Annotated in this window: 18 protein-coding genes; 12 read left to right on the top strand and 6 right to left on the bottom strand. The window is 69.9% G+C overall.

What is annotated here, in order from left to right:
* Positions 1-44: 44 nt before the first annotated feature.
* Together ACFYR3_RS04055 and ACFYR3_RS04050 are read right to left on the bottom strand one after the other, a co-directional pair.
* Positions 45-1,538 carry a VCBS repeat-containing protein gene (locus ACFYR3_RS04055; RefSeq protein WP_355846519.1) on the bottom strand — a complete coding sequence of 498 codons (1,494 nt, stop codon included), beginning with the start codon at positions 1,536-1,538 and terminating at the stop codon, positions 45-47.
* 690 nt (positions 1,539-2,228) lie between these two features.
* The gene (locus tag ACFYR3_RS04050; protein ID WP_355846517.1) at positions 2,229-4,505 is read right to left on the bottom strand and encodes a (Fe-S)-binding protein; all 2,277 of its coding nucleotides are present in this window, start codon (positions 4,503-4,505) and stop codon (positions 2,229-2,231) included.
* A gap of 266 nt (positions 4,506-4,771) precedes the next feature.
* Between ACFYR3_RS04050 and ACFYR3_RS04045 the strand changes: the two genes are divergently transcribed.
* From ACFYR3_RS04045 to ACFYR3_RS04025, 5 genes are all read left to right on the top strand, one after another.
* Positions 4,772-5,902, top strand: coding sequence for an MraY family glycosyltransferase (locus ACFYR3_RS04045; RefSeq protein ID WP_389281378.1), 1,131 nt, complete (start codon positions 4,772-4,774; stop codon positions 5,900-5,902).
* Between the two features lie 147 nt (positions 5,903-6,049).
* Positions 6,050-7,894: a molecular chaperone DnaK gene (dnaK, locus tag ACFYR3_RS04040; RefSeq protein ID WP_355846512.1), complete on the top strand. Its 1,845-nt coding sequence runs from the start codon at positions 6,050-6,052 to the stop codon at positions 7,892-7,894.
* A complete protein-coding gene (gene grpE / locus ACFYR3_RS04035) occupies positions 7,891-8,550 on the top strand; it encodes a nucleotide exchange factor GrpE (RefSeq protein ID WP_355846509.1) in 660 nt (219 codons plus the stop codon). The genes dnaK and grpE overlap by 4 nt, the downstream gene beginning before the upstream one ends.
* Positions 8,551-8,583: 33 nt before the next feature.
* The gene (gene dnaJ / locus ACFYR3_RS04030; protein ID WP_355846506.1) at positions 8,584-9,771 is read left to right on the top strand and encodes a molecular chaperone DnaJ; all 1,188 of its coding nucleotides are present in this window, start codon (positions 8,584-8,586) and stop codon (positions 9,769-9,771) included.
* A gap of 7 nt (positions 9,772-9,778) precedes the next feature.
* Complete coding sequence (locus tag ACFYR3_RS04025) at positions 9,779-10,231, top strand: heat shock protein transcriptional repressor HspR (protein ID WP_355846503.1); 453 nt, start codon at positions 9,779-9,781, stop codon at positions 10,229-10,231.
* 312 nt (positions 10,232-10,543) lie between these two features.
* On the opposite strand, the gene ACFYR3_RS04020 is transcribed toward ACFYR3_RS04025, so the two are convergent.
* Positions 10,544-10,744, bottom strand: coding sequence for a hypothetical protein (locus tag ACFYR3_RS04020; RefSeq protein WP_389281375.1), 201 nt, complete (start codon positions 10,742-10,744; stop codon positions 10,544-10,546).
* A gap of 866 nt (positions 10,745-11,610) precedes the next feature.
* On the opposite strand from ACFYR3_RS04020, the gene ACFYR3_RS04015 reads away from it, so the two are divergent.
* The 3 genes from ACFYR3_RS04015 (at position 11,611) to ACFYR3_RS04005 (ending at position 15,204) form a co-directional block, all read left to right on the top strand.
* A complete protein-coding gene (locus tag ACFYR3_RS04015) occupies positions 11,611-12,732 on the top strand; it encodes a substrate-binding domain-containing protein (RefSeq protein WP_355846497.1) in 1,122 nt (373 codons plus the stop codon).
* A gap of 379 nt (positions 12,733-13,111) precedes the next feature.
* Positions 13,112-13,786, top strand: coding sequence for a M15 family metallopeptidase (locus ACFYR3_RS04010; RefSeq protein ID WP_389281373.1), 675 nt, complete (start codon positions 13,112-13,114; stop codon positions 13,784-13,786).
* A 353-nt stretch (positions 13,787-14,139) separates the two neighbouring features.
* Complete coding sequence (locus ACFYR3_RS04005; RefSeq protein WP_355846492.1) at positions 14,140-15,204, top strand: helix-turn-helix transcriptional regulator; 1,065 nt, start codon at positions 14,140-14,142, stop codon at positions 15,202-15,204.
* Between the two features lie 127 nt (positions 15,205-15,331).
* Here the strand turns inward: ACFYR3_RS04005 and ACFYR3_RS04000 are convergent, their stop codons facing one another.
* Positions 15,332-16,324, bottom strand: a complete 993-nt coding sequence (locus ACFYR3_RS04000) for a helix-turn-helix transcriptional regulator (RefSeq protein WP_355846489.1) — start codon at positions 16,322-16,324, stop codon at positions 15,332-15,334.
* A 182-nt stretch (positions 16,325-16,506) separates the two neighbouring features.
* Here ACFYR3_RS04000 and ACFYR3_RS03995 point away from each other — a divergent pair, with 182 nt between their 5' ends.
* Positions 16,507-16,767: a hypothetical protein gene (locus ACFYR3_RS03995; protein ID WP_356786756.1), complete on the top strand. Its 261-nt coding sequence runs from the start codon at positions 16,507-16,509 to the stop codon at positions 16,765-16,767.
* Positions 16,764-17,099, top strand: a complete 336-nt coding sequence (locus ACFYR3_RS03990; protein ID WP_355846483.1) for a hypothetical protein — start codon at positions 16,764-16,766, stop codon at positions 17,097-17,099. The genes ACFYR3_RS03995 and ACFYR3_RS03990 overlap by 4 nt, the downstream gene beginning before the upstream one ends.
* 161 nt (positions 17,100-17,260) lie before the next feature.
* Here ACFYR3_RS03990 and ACFYR3_RS03985 read toward each other — a convergent pair whose 3' ends face one another.
* The gene (locus ACFYR3_RS03985) at positions 17,261-17,674 is read right to left on the bottom strand and encodes a TIGR03618 family F420-dependent PPOX class oxidoreductase (RefSeq protein WP_355846480.1); all 414 of its coding nucleotides are present in this window, start codon (positions 17,672-17,674) and stop codon (positions 17,261-17,263) included.
* A gap of 131 nt (positions 17,675-17,805) precedes the next feature.
* Here ACFYR3_RS03985 and clpB point away from each other — a divergent pair, with 131 nt between their 5' ends.
* Positions 17,806-20,418 (top strand): ATP-dependent chaperone ClpB, encoded by a 2,613-nt coding sequence (gene clpB / locus ACFYR3_RS03980; RefSeq protein WP_355846798.1) that lies wholly within the window; start codon positions 17,806-17,808, stop codon positions 20,416-20,418.
* Between the two features lie 290 nt (positions 20,419-20,708).
* Entirely contained in the window at positions 20,709-21,251 is a 543-nt protein-coding gene (locus ACFYR3_RS03975) for a YbjN domain-containing protein (protein WP_355846477.1), read from the top strand.
* Between the two features lie 52 nt (positions 21,252-21,303).
* Here ACFYR3_RS03975 and ACFYR3_RS03970 read toward each other — a convergent pair whose 3' ends face one another.
* Positions 21,304-22,503, bottom strand: a complete 1,200-nt coding sequence (locus tag ACFYR3_RS03970; RefSeq protein ID WP_355846474.1) for a hypothetical protein — start codon at positions 22,501-22,503, stop codon at positions 21,304-21,306.
* Between the last annotated feature and the right edge of the window lie 484 nt (positions 22,504-22,987).

The following is a 22,987-nucleotide window of genomic DNA, read 5'->3' as shown; positions in this document are numbered from 1 at the left end:
CGCCCGGGGGCACGGACGGCCTCTTCGAGGCGAGCGGCGGCTGGTCAGTCGGCGAAGATGGCGCCGAACTGCGGGGTGCCCGACGTCGAGACGCCCGACGTGCTCGGCGAGATGTAACGGGAGCCGGTAGTGGTGATCGCGCTGCCGTTGGAGGGCAGGTAGGTGACCTGGCCGTCGCCACCGTTCTCGTACGAGCCGACGAGCAGGTCGGCCTTGCCGTCACCGGTGACGTCGTCGAGCTTGACGTCCGTGCCGAACATGTCGTTCTTCTCGTCGTTGCCGGGGACGCCCGCCGTGTTCTGCGCGAACGCCTGGGCGCCGGAGCCGACGTTGACGCCGGAGGCGGAGCCGTACAGGACGGTGACCATGCCGGTGTTGGAGACGCCGTCGATGTCCTCGTTCGGGGCGGAGACGACCAGGTCCTGGTAGCCGTCGCCGTTGACGTCCCCCATGTCCAGCTCGTAGCCGAAGTCGTCACCCTTCTCCGCGGCGCCGGGGACGTTGCCGGTGTTCTGGTTGATCCTGGACGTGCCGGCCGGGCCGGAGGCGGATCCGTAAGTGATGTTCACCTGGCCACCGGTGGCGGCGTCCGGGAGCTCCAGGCCCTCGTCCGTGAGGGAGTCCCAGCCCGCGCCGCTGACGATGTCGCCGAAGCCGTCGCCGTTGATGTCACCGACGGCGGTGATCACGCCGGACTTGAGGGCCCGCGCGGACGCGACGCTCAGACCGCTCGCCGTGCCGGGCACGAAGTAGTTGGTGTTCCAGCCGACCGCGGTCCGCGTCTCGAAGCCGTCGACGATCAGGTCGGTCCTGCCGTCGCCGTTGACATCGCCCGCGGTCAGGCTGAGCGGGCCGAAGGGCTTGTCGTTGGTGCCCGACTGGATCGGGGGCTTGATCGTCGTACGGCCGCCGGGGGCGCCCGCCGTGCTGAAGCCACCCTTGTAGACGTAGATCGTGCTCGACGAGCTGCCGATGGCCAGGTCGGCCTTTCCATCGCCGTCGAAGTCGCCGGCGGCCAGGTCCTTGCCCCAGAAGTCGTGCGAGGAGGGAGCCGGGTCCGGGACGTCGGCGCTCTTGCCGGTGAGGCCGTTCGCGGAGCCCCAGAGGATCGCGAGGCCGCCGCCGTTGGTGTCGGTGCCGACCTTCTCCCACGGGGAGGCGACGGCGAGGTCGTCGTATCCGTCGCCGTTGAAGTCGGCGTACGCAGTCTCACCGCCGAAGCCGTCCCCGGCCTCGGCGGTGCCGGGGACACCGGTGGTGTTCTGGCTGATCGTGGAGCGCTTGGCGGACGATACGCCGGTGGCCGTGCCGTAGAGGGCGACGATCTGGCCGGCGCCCGCGTGGCCGCTGACGGAGGCGTCGTGCGCCGAGAGGGCCACGTCGCCGATGTGGTCGCCGTTGAAGTCGGCCTGCGGGACCGTGGCGGAGTCCGCGGCGGTCGCGGTCGCTGCCGAGAAGGTGAGCAGACCGCCCGTCAGGGCGGCAGCCGTTGCCGTCGCGAGGGCGAGTCGCACGTGGTGCGGGTGACGCTTGGGCATGCGGGATTCTCCTGCGGCATGCGGGGATGCTGGGCGCGCATCCCCTGTAGATGGAGGCCGTCCGTCTGTGTTTGCCTGGAGTTGTGCGGCAGTTCACCGACCGGTCGGTGAACAGGAGACCGCTGATAGTGGTTGAGGGTTGTACGAGAGTTCGGATATTTTCTGCGACCGCTGCGACCGCTGCGACCGTTGCGACCGCCGGGTGTCTGAGGCCGTCGAGGGCGGCGAGGCTGCTGAGACCGTTGCGCCCACTGAGCCCGCCGGGCCCGTCCGGGCCGTCCCCCTTGAAGTCGGCGACGCCCAGGACGCGGGTGGTGCCCTCGACGGGCGGCTTCACGGTCACCGCTCCGGGCGCGGCGATTTCGGACGTATGGCCCCGGAGGACGTGCAACTCCGGTCCGCCGACGACGAGTTCGCTCAGTCCGCCGACCATGGGTTCGCTCAGTCCGTCGCGGTACGAGCGAGCAGGAGGCGACAGCCGAGGGCTGTCGTCGTACATGCCCTGCGTGTGCGCCCCCGCATCGCTCACCTCGCCCGCCCCGTGGAGAACGAATGAGCAGTGAGCAGTGATGTGGGCGTTCCGGATACGGCGACACCCCCGCGCTCCGGAGAGCGCGGGGGTGTCGGTCGTACCGATCGGATCAGGCCGGTCGGCCGTACCCGAAAAACCGGGTCAGGCGGCTGTGTCGGCTACTTCACCGGCTCCGGCTCCGGCTCGCTCTCCGACTCGGCCGCGCCCGCCGGGGGCTCTTCCTCGACCGGGGTCCTGACGGAGTCGAGGAGAAGCTGGGCGACGTCGACGACCTGGATGGACTCCTTGGCCTTGCCGTCGTTCTTCTTGCCGTTGACCGAGTCGGTCAGCATGACGAGGCAGAACGGGCAGGCGGTGGAGACGATGTCCGGGTTCAGCGACAGAGCCTCGTCGACACGCTCGTTGTTGATGCGCTTGCCGATCCGCTCCTCCATCCACATCCGCGCGCCACCGGCGCCGCAGCAGAAGCCGCGTTCCTTGTGGCGGTGCATCTCCTGCTGGCGCAGGCCCGGGACGGCGGACATGATCTCGCGCGGGGGCGTGTAGATCTTGTTGTGGCGGCCCAGGTAGCAGGGGTCGTGGTAGGTGATGAGCCCTTCCACCGGGGTCACCGGCAGCAGCTTGCCCTCGTCGATGAGGTGCTGGAGCAGCTGGGTGTGGTGGATGACCTCGTAGTCGCCGCCGAGCTGCGGGTACTCGTTGCCGATCGTGTTGAGGCAGTGCGGGCAGGTGGCGACGATCTTCTTCGCCGTCTTCGGCTTCTTGGTCGACTCGTCCTCGTCGTCCTCGCCGAACGCCATGTTCAGCGCGGCGACGTTCTCCATGCCGAGCTCCTGGAACAGGGGCTCGTTGCCGAGGCGGCGGGCGGAGTCACCGGTGCACTTCTCGTCGCCGCCCATGATCGCGAACTTGACGCCCGCCATGTGCAGCAGCTCGGCGAAGGCCTTTGTCGTTTTCTTGGCGCGGTCTTCCAGAGCGCCCGCGCAGCCGACCCAGTACAGGTACTCGACCTCGCTGAGGTCCTCGATGTCACGGCCGACGACGGGGATCTCGAAGTCGACCTCCTTGGTCCACTCCAGCCGCTGCTTCTTGGCCAGCCCCCAGGGGTTGCCCTTCTTCTCCAGGTTCTTGAGCATCGTGCCCGCCTCTGACGGGAACGCGCTCTCGATCATCACCTGGTAGCGGCGCATGTCGACGATGTGGTCGATGTGCTCGATGTCGACCGGGCACTGCTCGACACAGGCGCCGCAGGTCGTGCAGGACCACAGGACGTCCGGGTCGATGACGCCGTTCTCTTCGGCGGTGCCGATGAGGGGGCGCTCGGCCTCGGCCAGGGCGGCCGCGGGGACGTCCTTGAGCTGCTCCTCGGACGCCTTCTCCTCGCCCTCCATGTTCTTGCCGCCGCCGGCCAGCAGGTACGGGGCCTTGGCGTGCGCGTGGTCGCGCAGCGACATGATGAGGAGCTTGGGGGAGAGCGGCTTGCCGGTGTTCCAGGCGGGGCACTGCGACTGGCAGCGGCCGCACTCGGTGCAGGTGGAGAAGTCGAGCAGGCCCTTCCAGGAGAACTGCTCGACCTGGGAGACACCGAAGACGTCGTCCTCACCGGGGTCGGTGAAGTCGATGGCCTTGCCGTCGCTGGTCATCGGGAGCAGCCCGCCGAGGGCGGTCCCACCCTTGGCGTCGCGCTTGAACCAGATGTTCGGGAAGGCGAGGAAGCGGTGCCAGGCGACACCCATGTTGGTGTTCAGGCCGACCGTGATCGCCCAGCCCATGGTGACACCGAGCTTGATCATGGCGGTCAGGTAGACCAGGTTCTGCAGCGTTCCGAGGCTCAGGCCCTTGAAGGCGGCGACCAGGGGGTACGAGGCCCAGTACGCGGCCTCGTAGTGGTCGACACCGTGGATCGCGCCTTCCAGGCCGCGCAGGGTCATGATCGCGAGGCCGATGACGAGGATCACGGCCTCGACGAAGTACGCCTGGCCCGTCTTGGAGCCGGCGAAGCGCGACTTGCGGCCCGGCTTGGACGGCCGGTTCAGCTGCCGGACCGCGATCAGCACGATGATGCCGAGCGTCGTGAACAGCGCGATGAACTCGGTGTACAGCTCGTACGGGAGCCAGCCGCCGAGCACCGGCAGCGTCCAGTCGGCCTTGAACAGCTGGCCGTAGGCCGTGACGATCGTCAGGCCCAGGGTCAGGAAGCCGACGGCCACGAACCAGTGCGCGACGCCGATGATCCCCCACCGGTTCATACGGGTGTGGCCGACGAACTCCTTGGCCAGCGTGACGCTGCGGGCCTTCCAGTCGTCGGTGCGGCTGCCGGCGGGCACGGCCTGGCCGAGCTTGATGAACCGGTAGATCTGCGCGACGGCCCGCGCGATCAGCGCAACGCCGACCACGGTCAGGACCAGCGACACAATGATCGCGGCGAGTTGCATTCGGGGGCTCCTCGGGCCTGCGAGGTGTTGCTTCGAGGGTGACCTCGAAGGTGATTACTAAGCGGTAACTTATGCAGTCCGTCTGAGACTACCCACTTCCTCCGCCGCACTGTAGCCAGAGGTGCGGTGATCTGCGTCGCTGAGGGAAGCCTGAGTGGCTGTGCGGGGGGCGGGCAGAAGGGCCGGTTCACCCAGGGGCGACAGGACACGTAAACCTGATCGTGTTATTCACCCAATACTGTGACAATTACCCCTAAATTGGCGACGTGCTGTACGGAATCACGGCCGCCACCGCCGCTCTGCTCCTGACCGCCGCGCTCGCCGCGCTGCTGCGGTCGTTCTCCCTGCGCTTCGGCGCGGTCGACGGGACGGGGCTTCCCGCGTCCCGGGCGAGACCGCGGGCGCCCGGGAGGGTGCGGCCGGTTTCCCTGCGGCCGGTTTCCCTGCTCGGCGGGGTGGCTGTGGTGGGCGGGACGGCGTTCGTCGGCTGGGCCGGGGACTGGACCGGTGCCGCCCCGCTCGGGCCGGAGGCCGGACGGCTGCTGGCCGCCGGAATCGTGGTCGCCCTGCTGGGCCTGGCCGCCGATCTGCTGCCCGCGCCCCCGGTGGTGTGCGTGGCCGGCGTCGCCGTCGCCGCCGCGCTGACGGTCCCCTACGGCGAACTCGGCATGCCGGCCGGGCTGCTGGCCGTGGCCTGGATCGTCCTCGTCACGCAGACCTTCCGCTCGCTCGACCACGCCGACGGAGTGATGGGGACGGTCGGCGTCATCACCGCGTTCGCGCTCAGCGGATGCGCGGCCGCCGAGGTCATGGACGGACTCGCGGCGCTGCTCAGTGTGCTTGCCGCCGCCCTCACCGGCTTCCTGATGCACGGATGGCCGCCGGCCCGGATCGCGCCGGGGCGGTGCGGGTCGCTGTTCGCCGGGTTCGTGCTGGCCTCGGCGGTCGTCCAAGTGCACGCGGAGGGGCCCGCCGGGCCCGGGTTCGGCGCCGGGTTCGCCCTGACGGCCGTGGCCAGTGCCGACGCCGTCCTGGTCCTCGTGTCGCGGCGGCGGGCGGGCCGGCCGCTGCTGCGCCCGGCGCCGGACCATCTGGTGCACCGGCTGCGGCGGGCGGGGCTGACCCGGCAGGGGGTCATGGTCGTGACGGGGCTCGCCGCGTTCGCGGGTGCGCTGGTTGGACTGCTCATCGATCTCGGGTGGCTGGGGGCGGGAGCCGCGTGGTGGCCGGCCGGCGCCGTGGCGGTGGTCGCCGTCGTGGCGGCCGTACGTCCCGGACCCCGCCCGCGCCGCCCCCATCCGCATGCGATCCCCGCCCCCGGGGGACCCGCCCCGAGAGTACTGGGCCGGCCGGGACGACCTCGTCCGGCGGCTCCGGGTGCCGTGAAGGTTCACTGACTCTGCGAGAAACCCGCAGGTCAGTGGCTCCATGCGTGTAAGGAGCGGATAAGAGTTGAGCCCCTGCGACTCAGGTCTGTTGACCGGGAGGCGGACGTCGTGCACACTTGAGTCCGTTCCACTCAAGTCATTGTTGGAGGAATTGAAATGGCACGTGCGGTCGGCATCGACCTGGGCACGACTAACTCAGTCGTCAGCGTTCTGGAGGGCGGCGAGCCCACCGTCATCACCAACGCCGAAGGCGCCAGGACCACGCCGTCCGTCGTCGCCTTCGCGAAGAACGGTGAGGTGCTCGTCGGCGAGGTCGCCAAGCGCCAGGCGGTCACGAACGTGGACCGGACCATCCGTTCGGTGAAGCGTCACATGGGCACGGACTGGAAGATCGAGCTCGACGGCAAGAGCTTCAACCCGCAGCAGATGAGCGCCTTCATCCTGCAGAAGCTGAAGCGCGACGCGGAGGCGTACCTGGGCGAGAAGGTGGCCGACGCGGTCATCACCGTCCCGGCGTACTTCAACGACTCCGAGCGTCAGGCGACGAAGGAAGCCGGTGAGATCGCCGGTCTCAACGTCCTTCGTATCGTCAACGAGCCGACCGCCGCCGCGCTGGCGTACGGCCTCGACAAGGACGACCAGACGATCCTCGTCTTCGACCTCGGTGGCGGCACGTTCGACGTGTCCCTCCTGGAGATCGGTGACGGCGTCGTCGAGGTGAAGGCCACCAACGGTGACAACCACCTCGGTGGTGACGACTGGGACCAGCGCGTCGTCGACTACCTGGTGCAGCAGTTCCGCTCCGGTCACGGCGTGGACCTCGCCAAGGACAAGATGGCGCTCCAGCGTCTGCGTGAGGCCGCCGAGAAGGCCAAGATCGAGCTGTCCTCGTCCACCGAGACCTCGATCAACCTGCCCTACATCACGGCCTCCGCCGAGGGCCCGCTGCACCTGGACGAGAAGCTCACGCGCGCCCAGTTCCAGCAGCTGACGGCCGACCTTCTGGAGCGCTGCAAGACGCCGTTCCACAACGTCATCAAGGACGCCGGTATCCAGCTGTCCGAGATCGACCACGTCGTTCTCGTCGGTGGCTCCACCCGTATGCCCGCCGTCGCCGAGCTCGTCAAGGAGCTGACCGGTGGCAACGAGGCCAACAAGGGTGTCAACCCGGACGAGGTCGTCGCCATCGGCGCCGCCCTCCAGGCCGGTGTCCTCAAGGGTGAGGTCAAGGACGTCCTGCTCCTCGACGTGACCCCGCTGTCCCTCGGTATCGAGACCAAGGGAGGGATCATGACCAAGCTCATCGAGCGCAACACCACGATCCCGACCAAGCGCTCCGAGATCTTCACGACGGCCGAGGACAACCAGCCGTCCGTGCAGATCCAGGTCTACCAGGGCGAGCGCGAGATCGCGGCGTACAACAAGAAGCTCGGAATGTTCGAGCTGACCGGTCTGCCGCCGGCCCCGCGCGGTGTCCCGCAGATCGAGGTCGCCTTCGACATCGACGCCAACGGCATCATGCACGTGACCGCGAAGGACCTCGGCACGGGCAAGGAGCAGAAGATGACCGTCACCGGCGGCTCCTCGCTGCCGAGGGACGAGGTCGACCGGATGCGCCAGGAGGCCGAGAAGTACGCGGACGAGGACCACGCCCGCCGCGAGGCCGCCGAGACCCGCAACCAGGGCGAGCAGCTCGTCTACCAGACGGAGAAGTTCCTCAAGGACAACGAGGACAAGGTCCCCGGCGACATCAAGACCGAGGTTGAGGCGTCCGTCGAGGAGCTGAAGGCCGCGCTCAAGGGCGAGGACAGCGCCGAGATCCGCACCGCCACCGAGAAGGTCGCCGCGGTCTCGCAGAAGCTGGGCCAGGCCATGTACGCCGACGCCCAGGCCGCGCAGGCCGCGGGCGGCGACGCCCACGGCGCCGAGGCCCCGAAGGCCGACGACGATGTCGTCGACGCAGAGATCGTCGACGAGGACCGCCGGGACGGTGCCGCGTGACGGAGGAGACCCCGGGCTACGAAGAGCAGCCCGACGTCCCTTCCGGCGCCACCTCTGACGACGCCGAGCCGCAGTCCGCCACCCCCTCTGCGGAGGGGGCGGCGGCCCCGGACGGGGACGCAGCAGCACAGTTGGTCGGCCTGACGGCCCAGCTGGACCAGGCGCGCATGGCACTGACCGAGCGCACCGCGGACCTCCAGCGGCTTCAGGCCGAGTTCCAGAACTACCGCCGCCGGGTCGAGCGCGACCGGATCGCGGTCAGGGAGGTCGCCGTCGCGAGCCTCCTGACCGAGCTCCTGCCCGTACTCGACGACATCGGCCGCGCGCGGGATCATGGCGAGCTCGTCGGCGGATTCAAGTCCGTCGCCGAATCCCTCGAGACCGTCGCGGCGAAGATGGGGCTCCAGCAGTTCGGCAAGGAGGGCGAGCCCTTCGACCCGACGATCCACGAGGCCCTGATGCACTCGTACGCGCCGGACGTCACAGAGACGACGTGCGTGGCGATTCTGCAGCCGGGGTATCGCTTCGGCGAGCGCACCATCCGCCCCGCGCGGGTGGCTGTCGCCGAGCCGCAGCCCGGGGCGCAGACGGTCAAGGCCGAGGAATCGGCCGAGGCGGCCGATGACAAGGAGAGCGGTGGCCCGGACGAGGGCTGAGCTTGAACGGACGAGGAAGGAGGGACGTCGAGGATGAGCACCAAGGACTTCATCGAGAAGGACTTCTACAAGGTTCTCGGCGTCCCCAAGGACGCCACCGAGGCCGAGATCAAGAAGGCGTACCGGAAGCTCGCCCGCGAGTTCCACCCGGACGCCAACAAGGGCAACGCCAAGGCCGAGGAGCGCTTCAAGGAGATCTCCGAGGCGAACGACGTGCTCGGCGACCCCAAGAAGCGCAAGGAGTACGACGAGGCACGCGCCCTCTTCGGCAACGGTGGCTTCCGGCCGGGTCCCGGAGCGGGCGGCGGCAACTTCAACTTCGACCTGGGCGACCTCTTCGGAGGCGGCGCCCAGGGCCAGGGAGCGGGAGGAGCCGGCGGCTTCGGCGGCGGTATAGGTGACGTCTTCGGGGGCCTGTTCAACCGCGGCGGCGCCACCACGGGCACCCGTACGCAGCCCCGGCGCGGCCAGGACATCGACACCGAGGTGACGCTCTCCTTCACGGAGGCGGTGGACGGCGCGACCGTTCCGCTGCGCATGACCTCGCAGGCGCCCTGCAAGGCATGTTCGGGCACCGGCGACGCGAACGGCACACCGCGCGTGTGCCCGACGTGCGTCGGCACCGGTCAGGTCGCCCGCGGCTCGGGCGGTGGCTTCTCGCTCACCGACCCGTGCCCGGACTGCAAGGGCCGCGGACTGATCTCGGAGAACCCCTGCGAGATCTGCAAGGGCAGCGGCCGTGCCAAGTCGTCCCGGACCATGCAGGTCCGGATCCCCGCGGGCGTCAGCGACAACCAGCGGATCCGGCTGCGCGGCAAGGGCGCGCCCGGCGAGCGGGGCGGCCCGTCCGGCGACCTGTACGTCACGGTCCATGTGGACGCCCACCCCGTCTTCGGCCGCAAGGACGACAACCTCACCGTCACCGTCCCCGTCACCTTCACGGAGGCGGCACTGGGCGGCGAGGTGAAGGTGCCGACGCTGGGCGGCCCCCCGGTGACCCTGAAACTGCCGCCGGGCACCCCCAACGGACGCACCATGCGCGCCCGGGGCAGGGGCGCGGTCCGCAAGGACGGCACGCGGGGCGACCTCCTGGTCACCGTCGAAGTGACGGTTCCCCAGGACCTGTCCGGCAAGGCTCGTGACGCTCTGGAGGCGTATCGCGAGGCGACCGCGGGTGAGGATCCGCGGGCGGAGCTGTTCCAGGCCGCGAAGGGAGCATGACGGAGCCATGGATACGACCGGTCGTCGACGCAACCCGTACGAACTGACCGAGGAGACTCCGGTCTACGTCATCTCGGTGGCGGCCCAGCTCTCCGGACTGCACCCGCAGACCCTGCGTCAGTACGACCGGCTCGGCCTGGTCTCTCCCGACCGTACGGCGGGCCGGGGCCGCCGTTACTCGGCCCGCGACATCGAGCTGCTGCGCACCGTCCAGCAGCTGTCGCAGGACGAGGGCATCAACCTGGCCGGCATCAAGCGCATCATCGAGCTGGAGAACCAGGTGGCCGCGCTCCAGTCCCGTGTCGTGGAGCTGGAGTCGGCCCTCGACGGCGCCGCGGCGGCCATGCAGCAGCGCGAGGCCGCCGTGCACGCCTCCTACCGCCGTGACCTGGTCCCGTACCAGGAGGTCCAGCAGACCAGCGCGCTGGTGGTGTGGCGTCCCAAGCGGTCGGCCGAGTAGAACCCGGTCGGCCGAGTGGAGAACCCGGTCGCCGAGCAGGACCCGGACACCCGAAGGGGCCCGGAGGTCATCGACCTCCGGGCCCCTTCGCGCGTTCACGGTGCGCGGGGACCCCGTCACCGGCGCCGGGCGCCGACTCGGTGCCGTCGCCGTGGACGGCCGTCACCCGGTGGTTCCAGCCGTCGCCTGGACCAGCCGTCACCCCCTTAGTAGTAGGTGACGCCCTGCTCGGCCGTGGCGTCACGGTACGGGACCTGTTCGGTGCTGCCGACGCTGCCGGAGGAGCCGTTTTCGGACGTCGCCCGGGACACCTCATGACGAGGTCGCTCCCAGGACCGCGCTCCGGCCGGTCGGCTGTCCGCCCCTCCAGGAGGAGTCGGTGTCGGCCGGGCCCTGGGGCACGGCGGGCGCCCTCCGGTCGGTGGTGGTCACCGCGCGGTCCGTCGTGCCCGCGGACTCGTTGCCGGGCTCGGCGTGGGCGCGGACCTCGTCGTACCAGGTATCGCCGGTCACCGGGAGGGGCGCGTCGGTGTACGGGTTGGCGGTCGTGGCGGTCCGTCACGCCCCAAGTGGTGGCGCCCTGCGGCGGCGGAGGACGCGCTGTCGCGCGAGGTCCGTGTCCCGCGTTCTTGGACCAGGAGACCTCGGCCCTGCCCCTGGCGGTGTCGTAGGACGCCGAAGAACCCGTGGGAACAAGTGGCTCGATCTGATCGGCGCCAACGGAGTTGACGGGTTTGCGGTTGAAAGTGTTGTTTGCCTTGACTGTCCAGTTGGCCAAATGGATGCACAGATTGTGCTTTCCGGGCTGAATGGCGAGATTCACCGTTTTTGGCTGAATGGGCGAGATGTTCTTTCGGGGGCCCGCGGGTCCGACGCGGATGCGCCGGAGCCCTCGTTCCGGTCGGCGGCGGAGTCGCGGTCCGCCTTCCCGGTGTGCCCGAGAGTGCGGTGTTCGCATGGAACTGCCGTTTATGGACGGGCGATGTGCGGTTGGTCACTGTGGAGGTGGCTGCGCCGGCCGTGGTGGCGGGCCGCCCGCGGTGGCGAACGCGAGGGCAGGGGGGAGGGCACCCTCCGCGCCCGGTGGCTCTGGCCATGCGTTCCTTCCGGTCCGCCCGATCGTCAACGGGGGGTAAAAGTCCGCCGGCGATCATGTCTCCCGCGAACGGGAGTTGGTTGTACGGGCGAATGACAGAAGGTGAAGCTGAGGGGATTGATGGAAGGATGGGCGTAGTCTTTTCCCGTCGTGTTCACTTGTGGAACACGAAACGCCGTTGCCATCTCGTTAAGTGATTACTCCTTGACGCTGAGGTGATCGCCGCGTTGGCTTTCAGCCACCTGGGTCGCAATGCTGCAACCTCGCCCGGAAGGCACCTGATGTGAACACTCGTAACACCGGCCTCCGCCGTACCGTCGTACCCCTTGCGTCGTCCGTCATGGCCGTCACCCTCGCCGGCTGCGGCATGGGCCTCGGCGGGAGCGGCACCTCGGCAAGCCCCACGAAGGGCGACGACATCAAGGTGGGCCTGCTCCTTCCTGAGAAGGAGAACACTCGTTACGACAAGTTCGACTACCCGATCATCAAGGAGCAGGTCCGGAAGCTCACCGAGGGCAAGGGCGCCGTCGTCTACGAGAACGCCGAGGCGGACGCGGCCAAGCAGCTCCGCCAGCTCCAGCAGATGGTCGACGACAAGGTCGACGTCATCCTCGTGGACGCCGTGGACTCGGTGTCCATAGCGAAGGGTGTGAGCAAGGCGAAGGAGGCCGGTATCCCGGTCATCGCCTACGACCGCCTGGCCCAGGGTCCGATCGACGCGTACATCTCCTTCGACAACGAGCTGGTCGGCGAGGTCCAGGGCAAGGCCCTGGTCGGTGCGCTGGGCGCCAACTCGGCCTCGAAGAAGATCATCATGATGAACGGCTCGCCGACCGACCCGAACGCGGCGCAGTTCAAGGCCGGCGCCCAGTCCGAGCTCCAGGACAAGGTGATCATCGCCAAGTCGTACGACACCACGGACTGGAAGCCGGAAAACGCCAAGGTCAACATGGAGAAGTCCATCCAGAACGTCGGCCTGAGCAACATCGCCGGTGTCTACGCCGCCAACGACGGCATCGCGGGCGCGGTCATCGACGCCTTCAAGGCCGCGGGCGTCACCAAGGTGCCCCCGGTCACCGGCCAGGACTCCGAGCTCGTCGCCGTGCAGCGGATCATCAAGGGCGACCAGTTCATGAGCGTGTACAAGTCGTACCCGCAGGAGGCCAGCGCCGCCGCCGAGATGGCGGTCGCCCGGGTCCAGGGCCGCTCGATCGAGTTCGACGCGCTCACCCGCGACAAGGTCAGCAGCCCCAGCAACAAGGACATCCCGTCCCAGCTCGTGCCCGTGGTGGACCTCACCACGGACAACATCAGGAATACGGTCATCCAGGACAGCATCTACACCGTCAAGGAGATCTGCACGGCGCCCTACAGGGCGGCCTGCAACTCACTCGGTATCAAGTAGGACGTTCGCCCGGCCGTCCCGGGACCGGGGCGGTGGGCACGGACCGGCACGGTTCCGGCCCCGGGTGCGGTGCGCGCCGTGAGCGCGCACCGCACCCGGGGCCGCTCCGTTTCCGTTCCGCTTTCCGTTCCGGTTTCCGCGCGGTGTCCGTGCGGTGTTCGTCCCGGCCGGCTTCTGCCCGGCGGACGCGGCCCGCGCCGCCCGTCGTGACGGACACGGTCCTCGGTGTCCTGGCCGGGGTGGCGGGCGGTGCGGGAGGCCTCTCAGTGGGGCTGTGCGGCCGCCTGACCGCACGGCACCCGCTCGCCCCGGCCCGGCGCACACCCGGCCTCCACGACGCGCTCCGGGGCCGTACGCCCCCATGCGGCATGATCGCCCCATGCCCACGATCGTGTTGATGTCCGATCCGAAGATCGCCGCGATCCCCGTCGTGGACTGCGGCGAGCCGCTCCTCGACGTACGGACGACCGCCCCGTTCCCCGTCGACGCCCGCAGGAGCGACGACACCGGGGCGTACGCGCACCTGCGCGAAGGGGTGCTGAACCGGCTCGTGGCGGCGGGGGACCTCCTGCCGGACGGCATGCGGCTGCTGTTCGTCGAGGGGTACCGTCCGCCCTCGTTGCAGCGCCTCTACTTCGACCGGTACGCCGCCGGACTGCGCGCGGAGCATCCCGAGTGGGACGCCGGGCGCCTGCGTGACGCGGCGAGCCGCTATGTGTCCCCGCCGGAGATCGCCCCGCACAGCGCGGGCGCGGCCGTCGACCTCACTCTCGTCGACGCCGACGGCCGGGAACTGGACATGGGAACGCGCGTGAACGCGAGCCCCGAGGAGAGCGGCGGTGCCTGCTATACCGCCGCTGACGGCATCGGCGGCACGGCGAGCGCCCACCGCCGGCTGCTGGCCGGCGCGCTGACCGCCGTGGGTCTAGTCAACTACCCGACCGAGTGGTGGCACTGGTCCTACAGCGACCGCTACTGGGCGCTCGCCACGGGCGCCGCTCACGCGATCTACGGGCCCCGAGAACTTTCCGTCACGGCCGCCGATCCGTCGTAGCCTCAGCTTCCGCGTCCGAGACGCGGCCGTCGCCTCCGTCGAGTCCGTACGCGCACCGCAAGTCCCCGAAAAGCGGCGGGAGTTGCGTCTTCGGGGCCGAGGCCGGGAGGTGGGCCGGCGTGCTCGCGGCGGCCGTTCCGCGATGTGCCGGACGTCCGGGTGGCACCCCCTTCAGCTTGTTGCAACGAGTGCGGCGAAGATCATGATTTATGGGGATGAGAAGGGGCGAACGGACGTCCCTCGGCGACGCAGCCTTGTTGCGATGCCGGACGCGTCCGCGCATAGTTGCGCTGCGGAGGACGCCCTGACGCGGGGCTCACGCCAGGGGTTGGAGCTGGAGCCAGGGGTGGGAGATGGCCGGGCACGGGACGGACAGGCATCCGCACGGCGCTGACCGACTGTGCGATGCGGGCGACCGGGTGTACTCCCGGGCCGTGCGGCGTGGCCGGGTGCCCCGCGAGGACGCCGAGTCGGTGCCCTGCCTGCTGGAACTGGCGCTGCTGCACCCCGATCCGGACGACATGGGCTGGCTGGTGCCGACCTCGCCCCAGGAGGTCATGACCCGGCTGCTGCGGGGCGTGTACGAGGAAGTCAGCGCGAGCCAGGCGCGGGTGGGCGACGCGGTGTCGGCCTTCGAGTGGTACGCGGGACTCGGCGGCCGGGTGCGGGCGCCGGCCGAAGGGGTGGCGATCCGGGTCCTCGACGGGCTGCCGCGGATCCACGCCGCCATGGACAAGGCGACCGAGGAGTGCACCAGCGAGGTCCTGACGGTGCAGCCGGGCGGTATCCGGCGCGAGGACGAACTCGTCGAGGGCCTGCACCGGGCGCTGGAGATGCGGCGCCGCGGGGTGCGCATGCGCGATCTGTACACCCATGTGGCCCGGCACGGCCAAGGGCTTCTGAACTACATGGAGTTGATGGGCGACGCGGCGGAGGCCCGGACCCTCGACGAGGTCGTCGAACGGCTCATCCTCTTCGACCGCAAGGTCGCCTTCATCCCCGCGAACTCGGACCGCACGATCGCGCTGGAGCTGCGCCACCCGGCGCTGGTGGACTACTTGGTGACGGTCTTCGAGCGGCTGTGGCGGCTGGCGATCCCGCTGACCTCGCCGATGCCCTCGACAGGCATCGAGGGCATCACCCACCGGGAGCGGTCCATCGCGGCGTTGCTGGCCGAGGGCCACCAGGACGCGGTCGTCGCGGAACGCCTGGGCATCAGCGTGCGGACGTGCCGGGCGCACATCGCCCGGCTGTCGGAGACGCTGGGCGCGGCGAGCCGGACGCAGTTGGGCGTGCGGATCGCCCAGGCGGGACTGGACGGGCCGCAGCGTTCCCCCGAACTCGAGGCGGTCACCGTCGCGGAGGCGGCGTCGGGAGCCACCGCCGTCCCCGACCGAGGATCCCCGACCGGCCGCTGAGGAAGGCGGGTTGGCCGCCGACTGGGGCGGGCCGATCGCCGACAGGGGCCGACCGTCGACAGGAGCGGGCCGTTCCTGGCTTCCGCCGCCCGGGGAGGCGAGTCGGGCGACCTGACGGCAGCAGGCGTCACTCCCCTCCCTCGGACTGGTCCAGGAGTCCCGACTGCGCTATCAGGAAGCCGAGTTGAGCCCGGCTTCCGCTGCCGAGGGCGGAGGCCAGCTTGGCGATGTGGGCCCGGCAGGTACGGACGTTCATGCCCAGGCGGCGGGCTATGGCCTCGTCCACATGCCCCTCGATGAGCAGTTTGGCGATGGAACGCTGGACTCCGGTGATGCCGTTGGGGCCGACGTCGTTCGGGACGTCCTCGGTGAGCGGGACCGCGCGCTGCCAAAGCTGCTCGAAGACCTTGCTCAGGTACAGCACCAGGCCGGGGTGGCGGAGTTCGAGGGCGACCCGCCGGTCGTCGCTTGCCGGTATGAAGGCGACGGTCCGGTCGAAGATGATCAGCCGCTCGATGAGTTCCTCAAGGGTGCGGACCTGGATCCTGCCGCCGGATATGCGCTCCACATAGGCGAGCGTTCCCTGGCTGTGTCTGGCCGTGTGCTGGTACAGCGTGCGGATGCGCACCCCGCGGTCGGTGAGCGGCCTGTCCCGCTCCAGCGCCTGCATGAGGGCGTCGGCGGGGCGGCCGCCGCCCGGCTGGATCGTCAGCATCTCCGTCTGGCACTCGGCGGTGGCCGAATTGAGCGCCGCGTTGATCCGGTCGAAGCCCTCCAGGACGGTGATCGCGTGGATGCTCGCCGCGCTCTGCGTGCTGATCGCGATGAACGGATCGAAGGAGTCGGTCAGTTCGATCGCCAGCCGCCGGCGTTCCTGGATCTCCCGTTCCAGGGGCTGCAGGCGCTGGGCGAGCGCGACGGACGGCGGAACCGGCCGCAGCCACTTCTCGTCGTCGGGATCGGGATGAAGCAGTGCGAACTCCAAGAGGCAAGGGGCTGTTTCCACTTCGATCCGAGTGATGCGGCCGGAGTGCAGCGCACTGGCGTAAAGGCGTGCTCCTTCGTCACACAACGTGGTGACAGCGTGGGGATGTGTCGGTTGTGAGTTCTTTGTGGTCAAATCTCCACCCCCCAGGGTCCTGAACGTGCAGGAACATGATGCATCGCTCCTGTGGCATTGACGTGCCTGAATGAGCCATCGTCTTGTGACGACGGGGGAGAAGATTCCATCAAGTGAGGACGAAGCCGACTATGCGAGCGAGATTGCTTGGTTCAGTGCTTGCCGCAGTCTTCTCTGTCGCTGTGGCGTTCGGCGCCCTGGGAGGCTCGGGTCTCGATGCCGGGGGTGCCCGGACGTGGGCCGGCCCGGACAGCGGTTGGACCAGCGTGAAGGCGACCGTGGCGGACAGCGGCTGGACCGCTGTCGAGGCGGCAGTCCAAGGGGACAGCGGCTGGACCCACGTCGAGGAGGTCCCCGCGGACAGCGGCTGGACCGACGTCGAGGCGGCGGCCCTTCCGGGGGACAGCGGCTGGACGGTCATCTCCGCGGGCGCAGAAGCATGACCATTCCTCCCGACGACCGCTCCTTCCGCCGAGAAATGGCCACCGCCTACCGATCCGGCTGGCACTTCATCGACCTGGTCACCGCCATCCCCTACAGCGGCGACTCGCTGATGGTGACCGTGTTCGGGGAGCCCGTCGTCGTCACCCGCGACGACGACGAGGACGTACGGGCCTACCGGTGTCTGCGACGGCCTCGGGGGGCGCCGCAGCCCGTCAGGTGCGCCATTCGTTACGGAATGATCTTTGTGAACCTCGACCAGCGCGACCACCAGTTGACCGGACCGGACGTTCCGGACGTCCAGACCATCGCAGCCACCCCCCGCAGTGCCTGACGCGATTCCCCCGTCGTAGTAGATCGCGCAGGTACTTCCCCCCGCAGCGGCGTCACCGTGACCTGAACACGGTGACGCCGCTGCAGTTTCCGGGGAAATCTCCGGGTTTCGACCATCCCCGGCAAGGGCTGAGACCAGCCGCGGGCTGCCCGGTCGCGGGCTCATCCGCGGCCCATCGCCGCCGTGAGCTCGATCTCGATCACCACGCGGTTCGGATTCGGCGACGGCGTGCGCTCGTACCGCTCCGCGTAGCGCCGCACCGCCTCCGCGACGCGCGCCGGATCCGTGGAGACCCGTGCCCGCCCCTCCAGCGTCGCCCAGCGCGGGCCGTCCACCTGGCAGACCGCCACGCGCGCCCCGTCCGGCCCCGCCGCGAGCACGTGGCCCACCTTCGCGCTGGACTTGTTGGTGATGACCCGAGCGAGAGAGGCCTCGGGGTCGTATGTAACGCCGACGGGCACCACGTGCGGGCTGCCGTCGGGCCGGAGGGTGGTCAGGGTGCACAGATGGCGCTCGCGCCAGAAGCTCAGGTAGGTGGCGTCGGGCTGCCGCGGGTCCACCGGATAGGAAGCCATGAGGCCCGAATCTACGCCTCGTGGCTGTCCATTTCCCTCCCCTTGCAGCCTTGAGTGGAATAGACTCAACTTTGTGTACGTTGACCGGGTCAGGAAACGGTCAGGAAGGCCAGGAGGAGGAGAACGCGAACGTGGACGCCGAGCTGACCAACAGGAGCCGGGACGCGATCAACGCGGCCAGCAACCGCGCCGTGAAGGAGGGGCACCCGGACCTCACCCCCGCCCACCTGCTGCTCGCTCTGCTGGAGGGGCAGGACAACGAGAACATCATCGATCTGCTGGCAGCCGTGGACGCCGATCAGGCCTCCGTGCGCGCCGCCACCGAGCGAGTGCTCGCCGGCCTGCCCAGCGTGACCGGCTCCACCGTCGCGCCCCCGCAGCCCAACCGTGAGGCGCTCGCCGTCATCGCCGACGCCGCCGAGCGCGCCAAGGAGCTCGGCGACGAGTTCATCTCCACCGAGCACCTGCTCGTCGGGATCGCCGCGAAGGGCGGTCAGATCGCCGACGTACTCTCCCAGCAGGGCGCCAGTGCGAAAAAGCTGCTGGACGCGTTCCAGAAGACCAGGGGAGGGCGCCGGGTGACGACCCCGGATCCCGAGGGCCAGTACAAGGCACTCGAAAAGTTCGGTACGGACTTCACCGCCGCGGCACGTGAGGGCAAGCTCGACCCCGTCATCGGCCGGGACCACGAGATCCGCCGGGTGGTGCAGGTCCTGTCCCGCCGCACGAAGAACAACCCCGTCCTCATCGGCGAGCCCGGCGTCGGCAAGACCGCCGTCGTCGAGGGGCTCGCCCAGCGGATCGTGAAGGGCGACGTACCCGAGTCCCTCAAGAACAAGCGGCTCGTCTCGCTGGACCTCGGTGCGATGGTCGCCGGTGCGAAGTACCGGGGCGAGTTCGAGGAGCGCCTGAAGACCGTGCTCGCGGAGATCAAGGACTCCGACGGGCAGGTCATCACCTTCATCGACGAACTGCACACGGTCGTGGGCGCCGGCGCGGGCGGCGACTCCGCCATGGACGCCGGCAACATGCTCAAGCCCATGCTCGCCCGCGGTGAGCTGCGCATGGTCGGCGCCACCACCCTCGACGAGTACCGCGAGCGGATCGAGAAGGACCCGGCGCTGGAGCGGCGCTTCCAGCAGGTGCTGGTCGCCGAGCCGAGCGTCGAGGACACCATCGCCATCCTGCGCGGTCTCAAGGGCCGCTACGAGGCCCACCACAAGGTCCAGATCGCCGACAGGGCGCTGGTGGCCGCCGCGACCCTGTCCGACCGCTACATCACCTCCCGCTTCCTTCCCGACAAGGCCATCGACCTCGTCGACGAGGCGGCCTCACGGCTCCGCATGGAGATCGACTCCTCCCCGGTCGAGATCGACGAGCTCCAGCGGGTCGTCGACCGGCTGAAGATGGAGGAGCTGGCGATCGGCAAGGAGACGGACGCCGCCAGCCGGGAGCGCCTGGACAAGCTGCGCCGCGACCTCGCCGACAAGGAGGAGGAGCTGCGCGGTCTCACCGCCCGCTGGGAGAAGGAGAAGGAGTCCCTCAACCGCGTCGGTGAACTGAAGGAGAAGCTCGACGAGCTGCGCGGCCAGGCCGAACGCGCTCAGCGCGACGGCGACTTCGACACCGCCTCCAAACTGCTCTACGGCGAGATCCCCACCCTGGAAAGGGACTTGGAGGAGGCCTCGCAGGCCGAGGAGGAGGTCTCCAAGGGCACCATGGTCAAGGAGGAGGTCGGGCCGGACGACATCGCGGACGTCGTCGGCGCCTGGACCGGCATCCCGGCCGGCCGTCTCCTGGAGGGCGAGACGCAGAAACTCCTGCGCATGGAGGCGGAGTTGGGCCGCCGTCTGATCGGCCAGACCGAGGCCGTGGGGGCGGTGTCCGACGCCGTGCGCCGCACCCGCGCCGGCATCGCCGACCCGGACCGGCCCACCGGCTCCTTCCTCTTCCTCGGCCCGACGGGCGTCGGCAAGACCGAACTCGCCAAGGCGCTCGCCGACTTCCTCTTCGACGACGAGCGGGCGATGATCCGCATCGACATGTCGGAGTACGGCGAGAAGCACAGCGTGGCCCGGCTGGTCGGCGCGCCGCCCGGGTACATCGGCTACGAGGAGGGCGGCCAGCTCACCGAGGCCGTACGCCGTCGCCCGTACAGCGTGATCCTGCTCGACGAGGTGGAGAAGGCGCACCCCGAGGTCTTCGACATCCTGCTCCAGGTGCTGGACGACGGGCGGCTGACGGACGGTCAGGGACGGACGGTCGACTTCCGCAACACCATCCTGATCCTCACCTCGAACCTGGGCAGCCAGTTCCTGAGCGGGCAGAGCCTCGCCGATCCGATGAGTTCGGAAGAGGAGCGGAAGCGGCAGGTCCTGGAGGTCGTCCGAGCCTCCTTCAAGCCGGAGTTCCTGAACCGGCTGGACGACCTCGTCGTCTTCTCCGCGCTCGACCAGGGGGAGCTGGAGCGCATCGCCAGGCTCCAGATCGACCGCCTCGCGAAGCGGCTCGCCGAGCGCCGGCTCACCCTGGAGGTCACCGACGCGGCGCTGGCCTGGCTGGCGGCGGAGGGCAACGACCCGGCGTACGGAGCGCGCCCGCTGCGGCGCCTCGTCCAGACCGCCATCGGCGACCGGCTGGCCAAGGAGATCCTGGCGGGCGAGGTCAAGGACGGCGACACGGTCCGCGTGGACGCCTTCGGAGACGGCCTGATCGTGGGCCCGGCGACGGGCAAGACGCTGTAACCCGGAGTCCGGAGCCCCTGGTGTGAGTGCCGGAGCTCCGTGCCCGTACCGGGTGTACCGAAACCCGGCGAGCGAAGGACCCGTGGCACACCCGCCGCGGGTTCTTCGCGTGTTCATGCCACCGCTGTGCGGGCGACTCCCGGCGTGCCCGTGCGGACCGTCCCCGCCAGGCCCGATGCCTCTACGTGACCGGATCTTGTCAGCCCCCGGCGGACAGGCCCCGTCAGGGGTTGCCGCTCCCCTCCCCGCATGGGGGAGGATGGCACCATCCGTACGAAGGGAAATACACGGTGAGCATCGACCCGTCCTCGATTCCGAACTTCGGGGGCCAGCCCGAGCCGCAGTCCGGCGGCCCCGCGGGCCCCGTGGTCCCGGATCAGGACCTCGTGAAGCAGCTCCTTGACCAGATGGAGCTGAAGTACGTCGTCGACGACGAGGGTGACCTCGCGGCGCCGTGGGAGGAGTTCCGTACCTACTTCATGTTCCGCGGCGAGGGTGACCAGCAGGTCTTCTCGGTGCGGACGTTCTACGACCGGCCGCACCAGCTCGACGAGAAGCACGCGCTCCTCGAGTCGATCGACGACTGGAACCGCCGCACCCTGTGGCCCAAGGTCTACAGCCACACGCACGACGACGGCACCGTCCGCCTGATCGGTGAGGCGCAGATGCTGATCGGCACCGGCGTCAGCCTGGAGCACTTCGTGTCCTCCACGGTCAGCTGGGTGCGCGCCGCCATCGAGTTCGACAAGTGGCTCGTCGAGCAGCTCGGCCTGGAGCAGGAGATCAACGAGGCGGAGAAGCCCGAGGACGACGGCGAAGCCGAAGACGAGTAGGCCCGTCCTCGCAGCGGCGCTCCTCACGGCGCACCGGCCCCTGGGACAGGTCCTAGAGCGGGGTGTGCGCGATCACGACCAGATACGCGCCGTAGGCGAACGAGAGCCCGGCCAGGGCACCGACCACCAGGGTCGCGTGCCAGGGGCGGGCTCTCGCCGTTCGCACCAGCGCGCGCGCCAGCGGCAGCAGCAGCGGGAACGCCGGAAGCAGGAAACGCGGCTTCGACTCGAAGAACCCCGAGCCGCCCAGCGCGATCAGCAGCAGGACGCCGCTGTAGACCAGCAGCGGCAGCGGCGCCCGGTCCGCGATCAGCAGCGCGTACAGCAGGACGGCCGCGGCGACGATCACCATCGTCATGGGGAACACGAACCGGTCCCCGTGCAGTAGCAGGTGCTTGACGAAATGGAGCGACCCCGCGCCGAGGTCGAAGCGCGAGCCCCACAGGCGCTGCACCTGGAAGTAGCCGCCGAGCCAGTCGCCCTCGCGGTGTCCCACCCACAGCACGTAGCCGGCCCAGCCGACCGGCGCGAGCGCGGCGCCCGTCCACAGCCTGTGGGAAACTTTTCCGCGGCTCCGCCAGATCTCGTGCGCCGCCGCCGCGAGGACCGCCGCGGCCACCGTGAAGCCGTTCGGCCTGGCCAGTCCCGCGAGCGCGGCCAGCGAGCCCGCCCACAGCCAGCGCCGGTCGAGCACGGCGTACAGCGACCAGGCGGCGAACGCGGTCAGCACCGGCTCGGTGTACGCCATCGTCAGCACCACCGAGTGCGGCAGCAGACCCCACAGCAGTACCAGCGCGGTACCGACCGCGCGGCCGTGCAGGCGGGCCCCGATCGCGTACACGCCGCACACGGCGGCCGCCGCCGCGAGCCAGGAGACCAGCAGGCCCGCCGAGCCCCCGGTCAGCGGGGTCAGCGTGGTGACGGCCCGGACGAGGGCCGGGTAGAGCGGGAAGAACGCGAGGTCGCTGTGGACGACCGTGGGGTGGAAGTGGAGCGTCCGGCCGTAGCCGTGCGCGGCGATCCCCAGATACCAGGCCGAGTCCCAGGACCGCGCGAGCAGGGCGACGGGGTGCCCCCCGGTGGCCCAGGCGGTCCCGGCGAGCACGAGGAGCCCGGCCAGGCGCGCGGCGGCGAACAGCCCGAGCGCCGTGATCGCGGCGTACGGCAGGCTGCGCGCGGCGCGGGACGGGCGGACGGCACGGTCGCCGGGCTCCGTGAGAGCGGGGCGAGCGAGGGTACTCGGGTGGGTCACACCCCGAACTGTGCGTTCCCTACGGGGTATTTGCGAGCTTTGATCGTCCGTGCGGGTTCCGTTCCGGGGCTCCCGGCGCGCCGCCCGCACGCGGGGTGCCACCAGTGCTAAACGGCCCCGCACGGCGGGTTCCTCCCACTCTTCAGCCCCGCCCCACGTCTCCCGCCCCCGGCCTCGCCATGACCCGGCCCGGCCCGGCCCGGCCCGGCTCGCGGCCCCGGCCTCCGGTCCGCGGCCCGGTTTACGTGGTCCGGCCACGGCCTCGGGCTCAGCTCACGCGGTCCGGCCACCGGTCTCCGCCCGGGCCGGACGTCCGGTTCGGCCACTGGGTCGCAGGCCGCCCGGATACCGGGCCGCCATGCCGCCGGCTTCCGGCCCGGCCCGGCTAGCGGCCCCGGCCTCCGGTCCGCGGCCCGGTTTACGTGGTCCGGCCACGGCCTCGGGCTCAGCTCACGCGGTCCGGCCACCGGTCTCCGCCCGGGCC

The organism is Streptomyces sp. NPDC005784, assembly GCF_042871525.1.
GTDB lineage: Bacteria > Actinomycetota > Actinomycetes > Streptomycetales > Streptomycetaceae > Streptomyces.
Note: the sequence above shows the minus strand (reverse complement) of the source record. Positions and strands in the feature narration are given on the sequence as shown.

Coding starts and splice junctions, on each gene's coding strand:
- ACFYR3_RS04055 (WP_355846519.1), bottom strand. CDS start 1,538: ATGCCCAAGCGTCACCCGCACCACGTGCGACTCGCCCTCGCGACGGCA.
- ACFYR3_RS04050 (WP_355846517.1), bottom strand. CDS start 4,505: ATGCAACTCGCCGCGATCATTGTGTCGCTGGTCCTGACCGTGGTCGGC.
- dnaK (WP_355846512.1), top strand. CDS start 6,050: ATGGCACGTGCGGTCGGCATCGACCTGGGCACGACTAACTCAGTCGTC.
- dnaJ (WP_355846506.1), top strand. CDS start 8,584: ATGAGCACCAAGGACTTCATCGAGAAGGACTTCTACAAGGTTCTCGGC.
- ACFYR3_RS04025 (WP_355846503.1), top strand. CDS start 9,779: ATGGATACGACCGGTCGTCGACGCAACCCGTACGAACTGACCGAGGAG.
- ACFYR3_RS04010 (WP_389281373.1), top strand. CDS start 13,112: ATGCCCACGATCGTGTTGATGTCCGATCCGAAGATCGCCGCGATCCCC.
- ACFYR3_RS04005 (WP_355846492.1), top strand. CDS start 14,140: ATGGCCGGGCACGGGACGGACAGGCATCCGCACGGCGCTGACCGACTG.
- ACFYR3_RS03990 (WP_355846483.1), top strand. CDS start 16,764: ATGACCATTCCTCCCGACGACCGCTCCTTCCGCCGAGAAATGGCCACC.
- ACFYR3_RS03985 (WP_355846480.1), bottom strand. CDS start 17,674: ATGGCTTCCTATCCGGTGGACCCGCGGCAGCCCGACGCCACCTACCTG.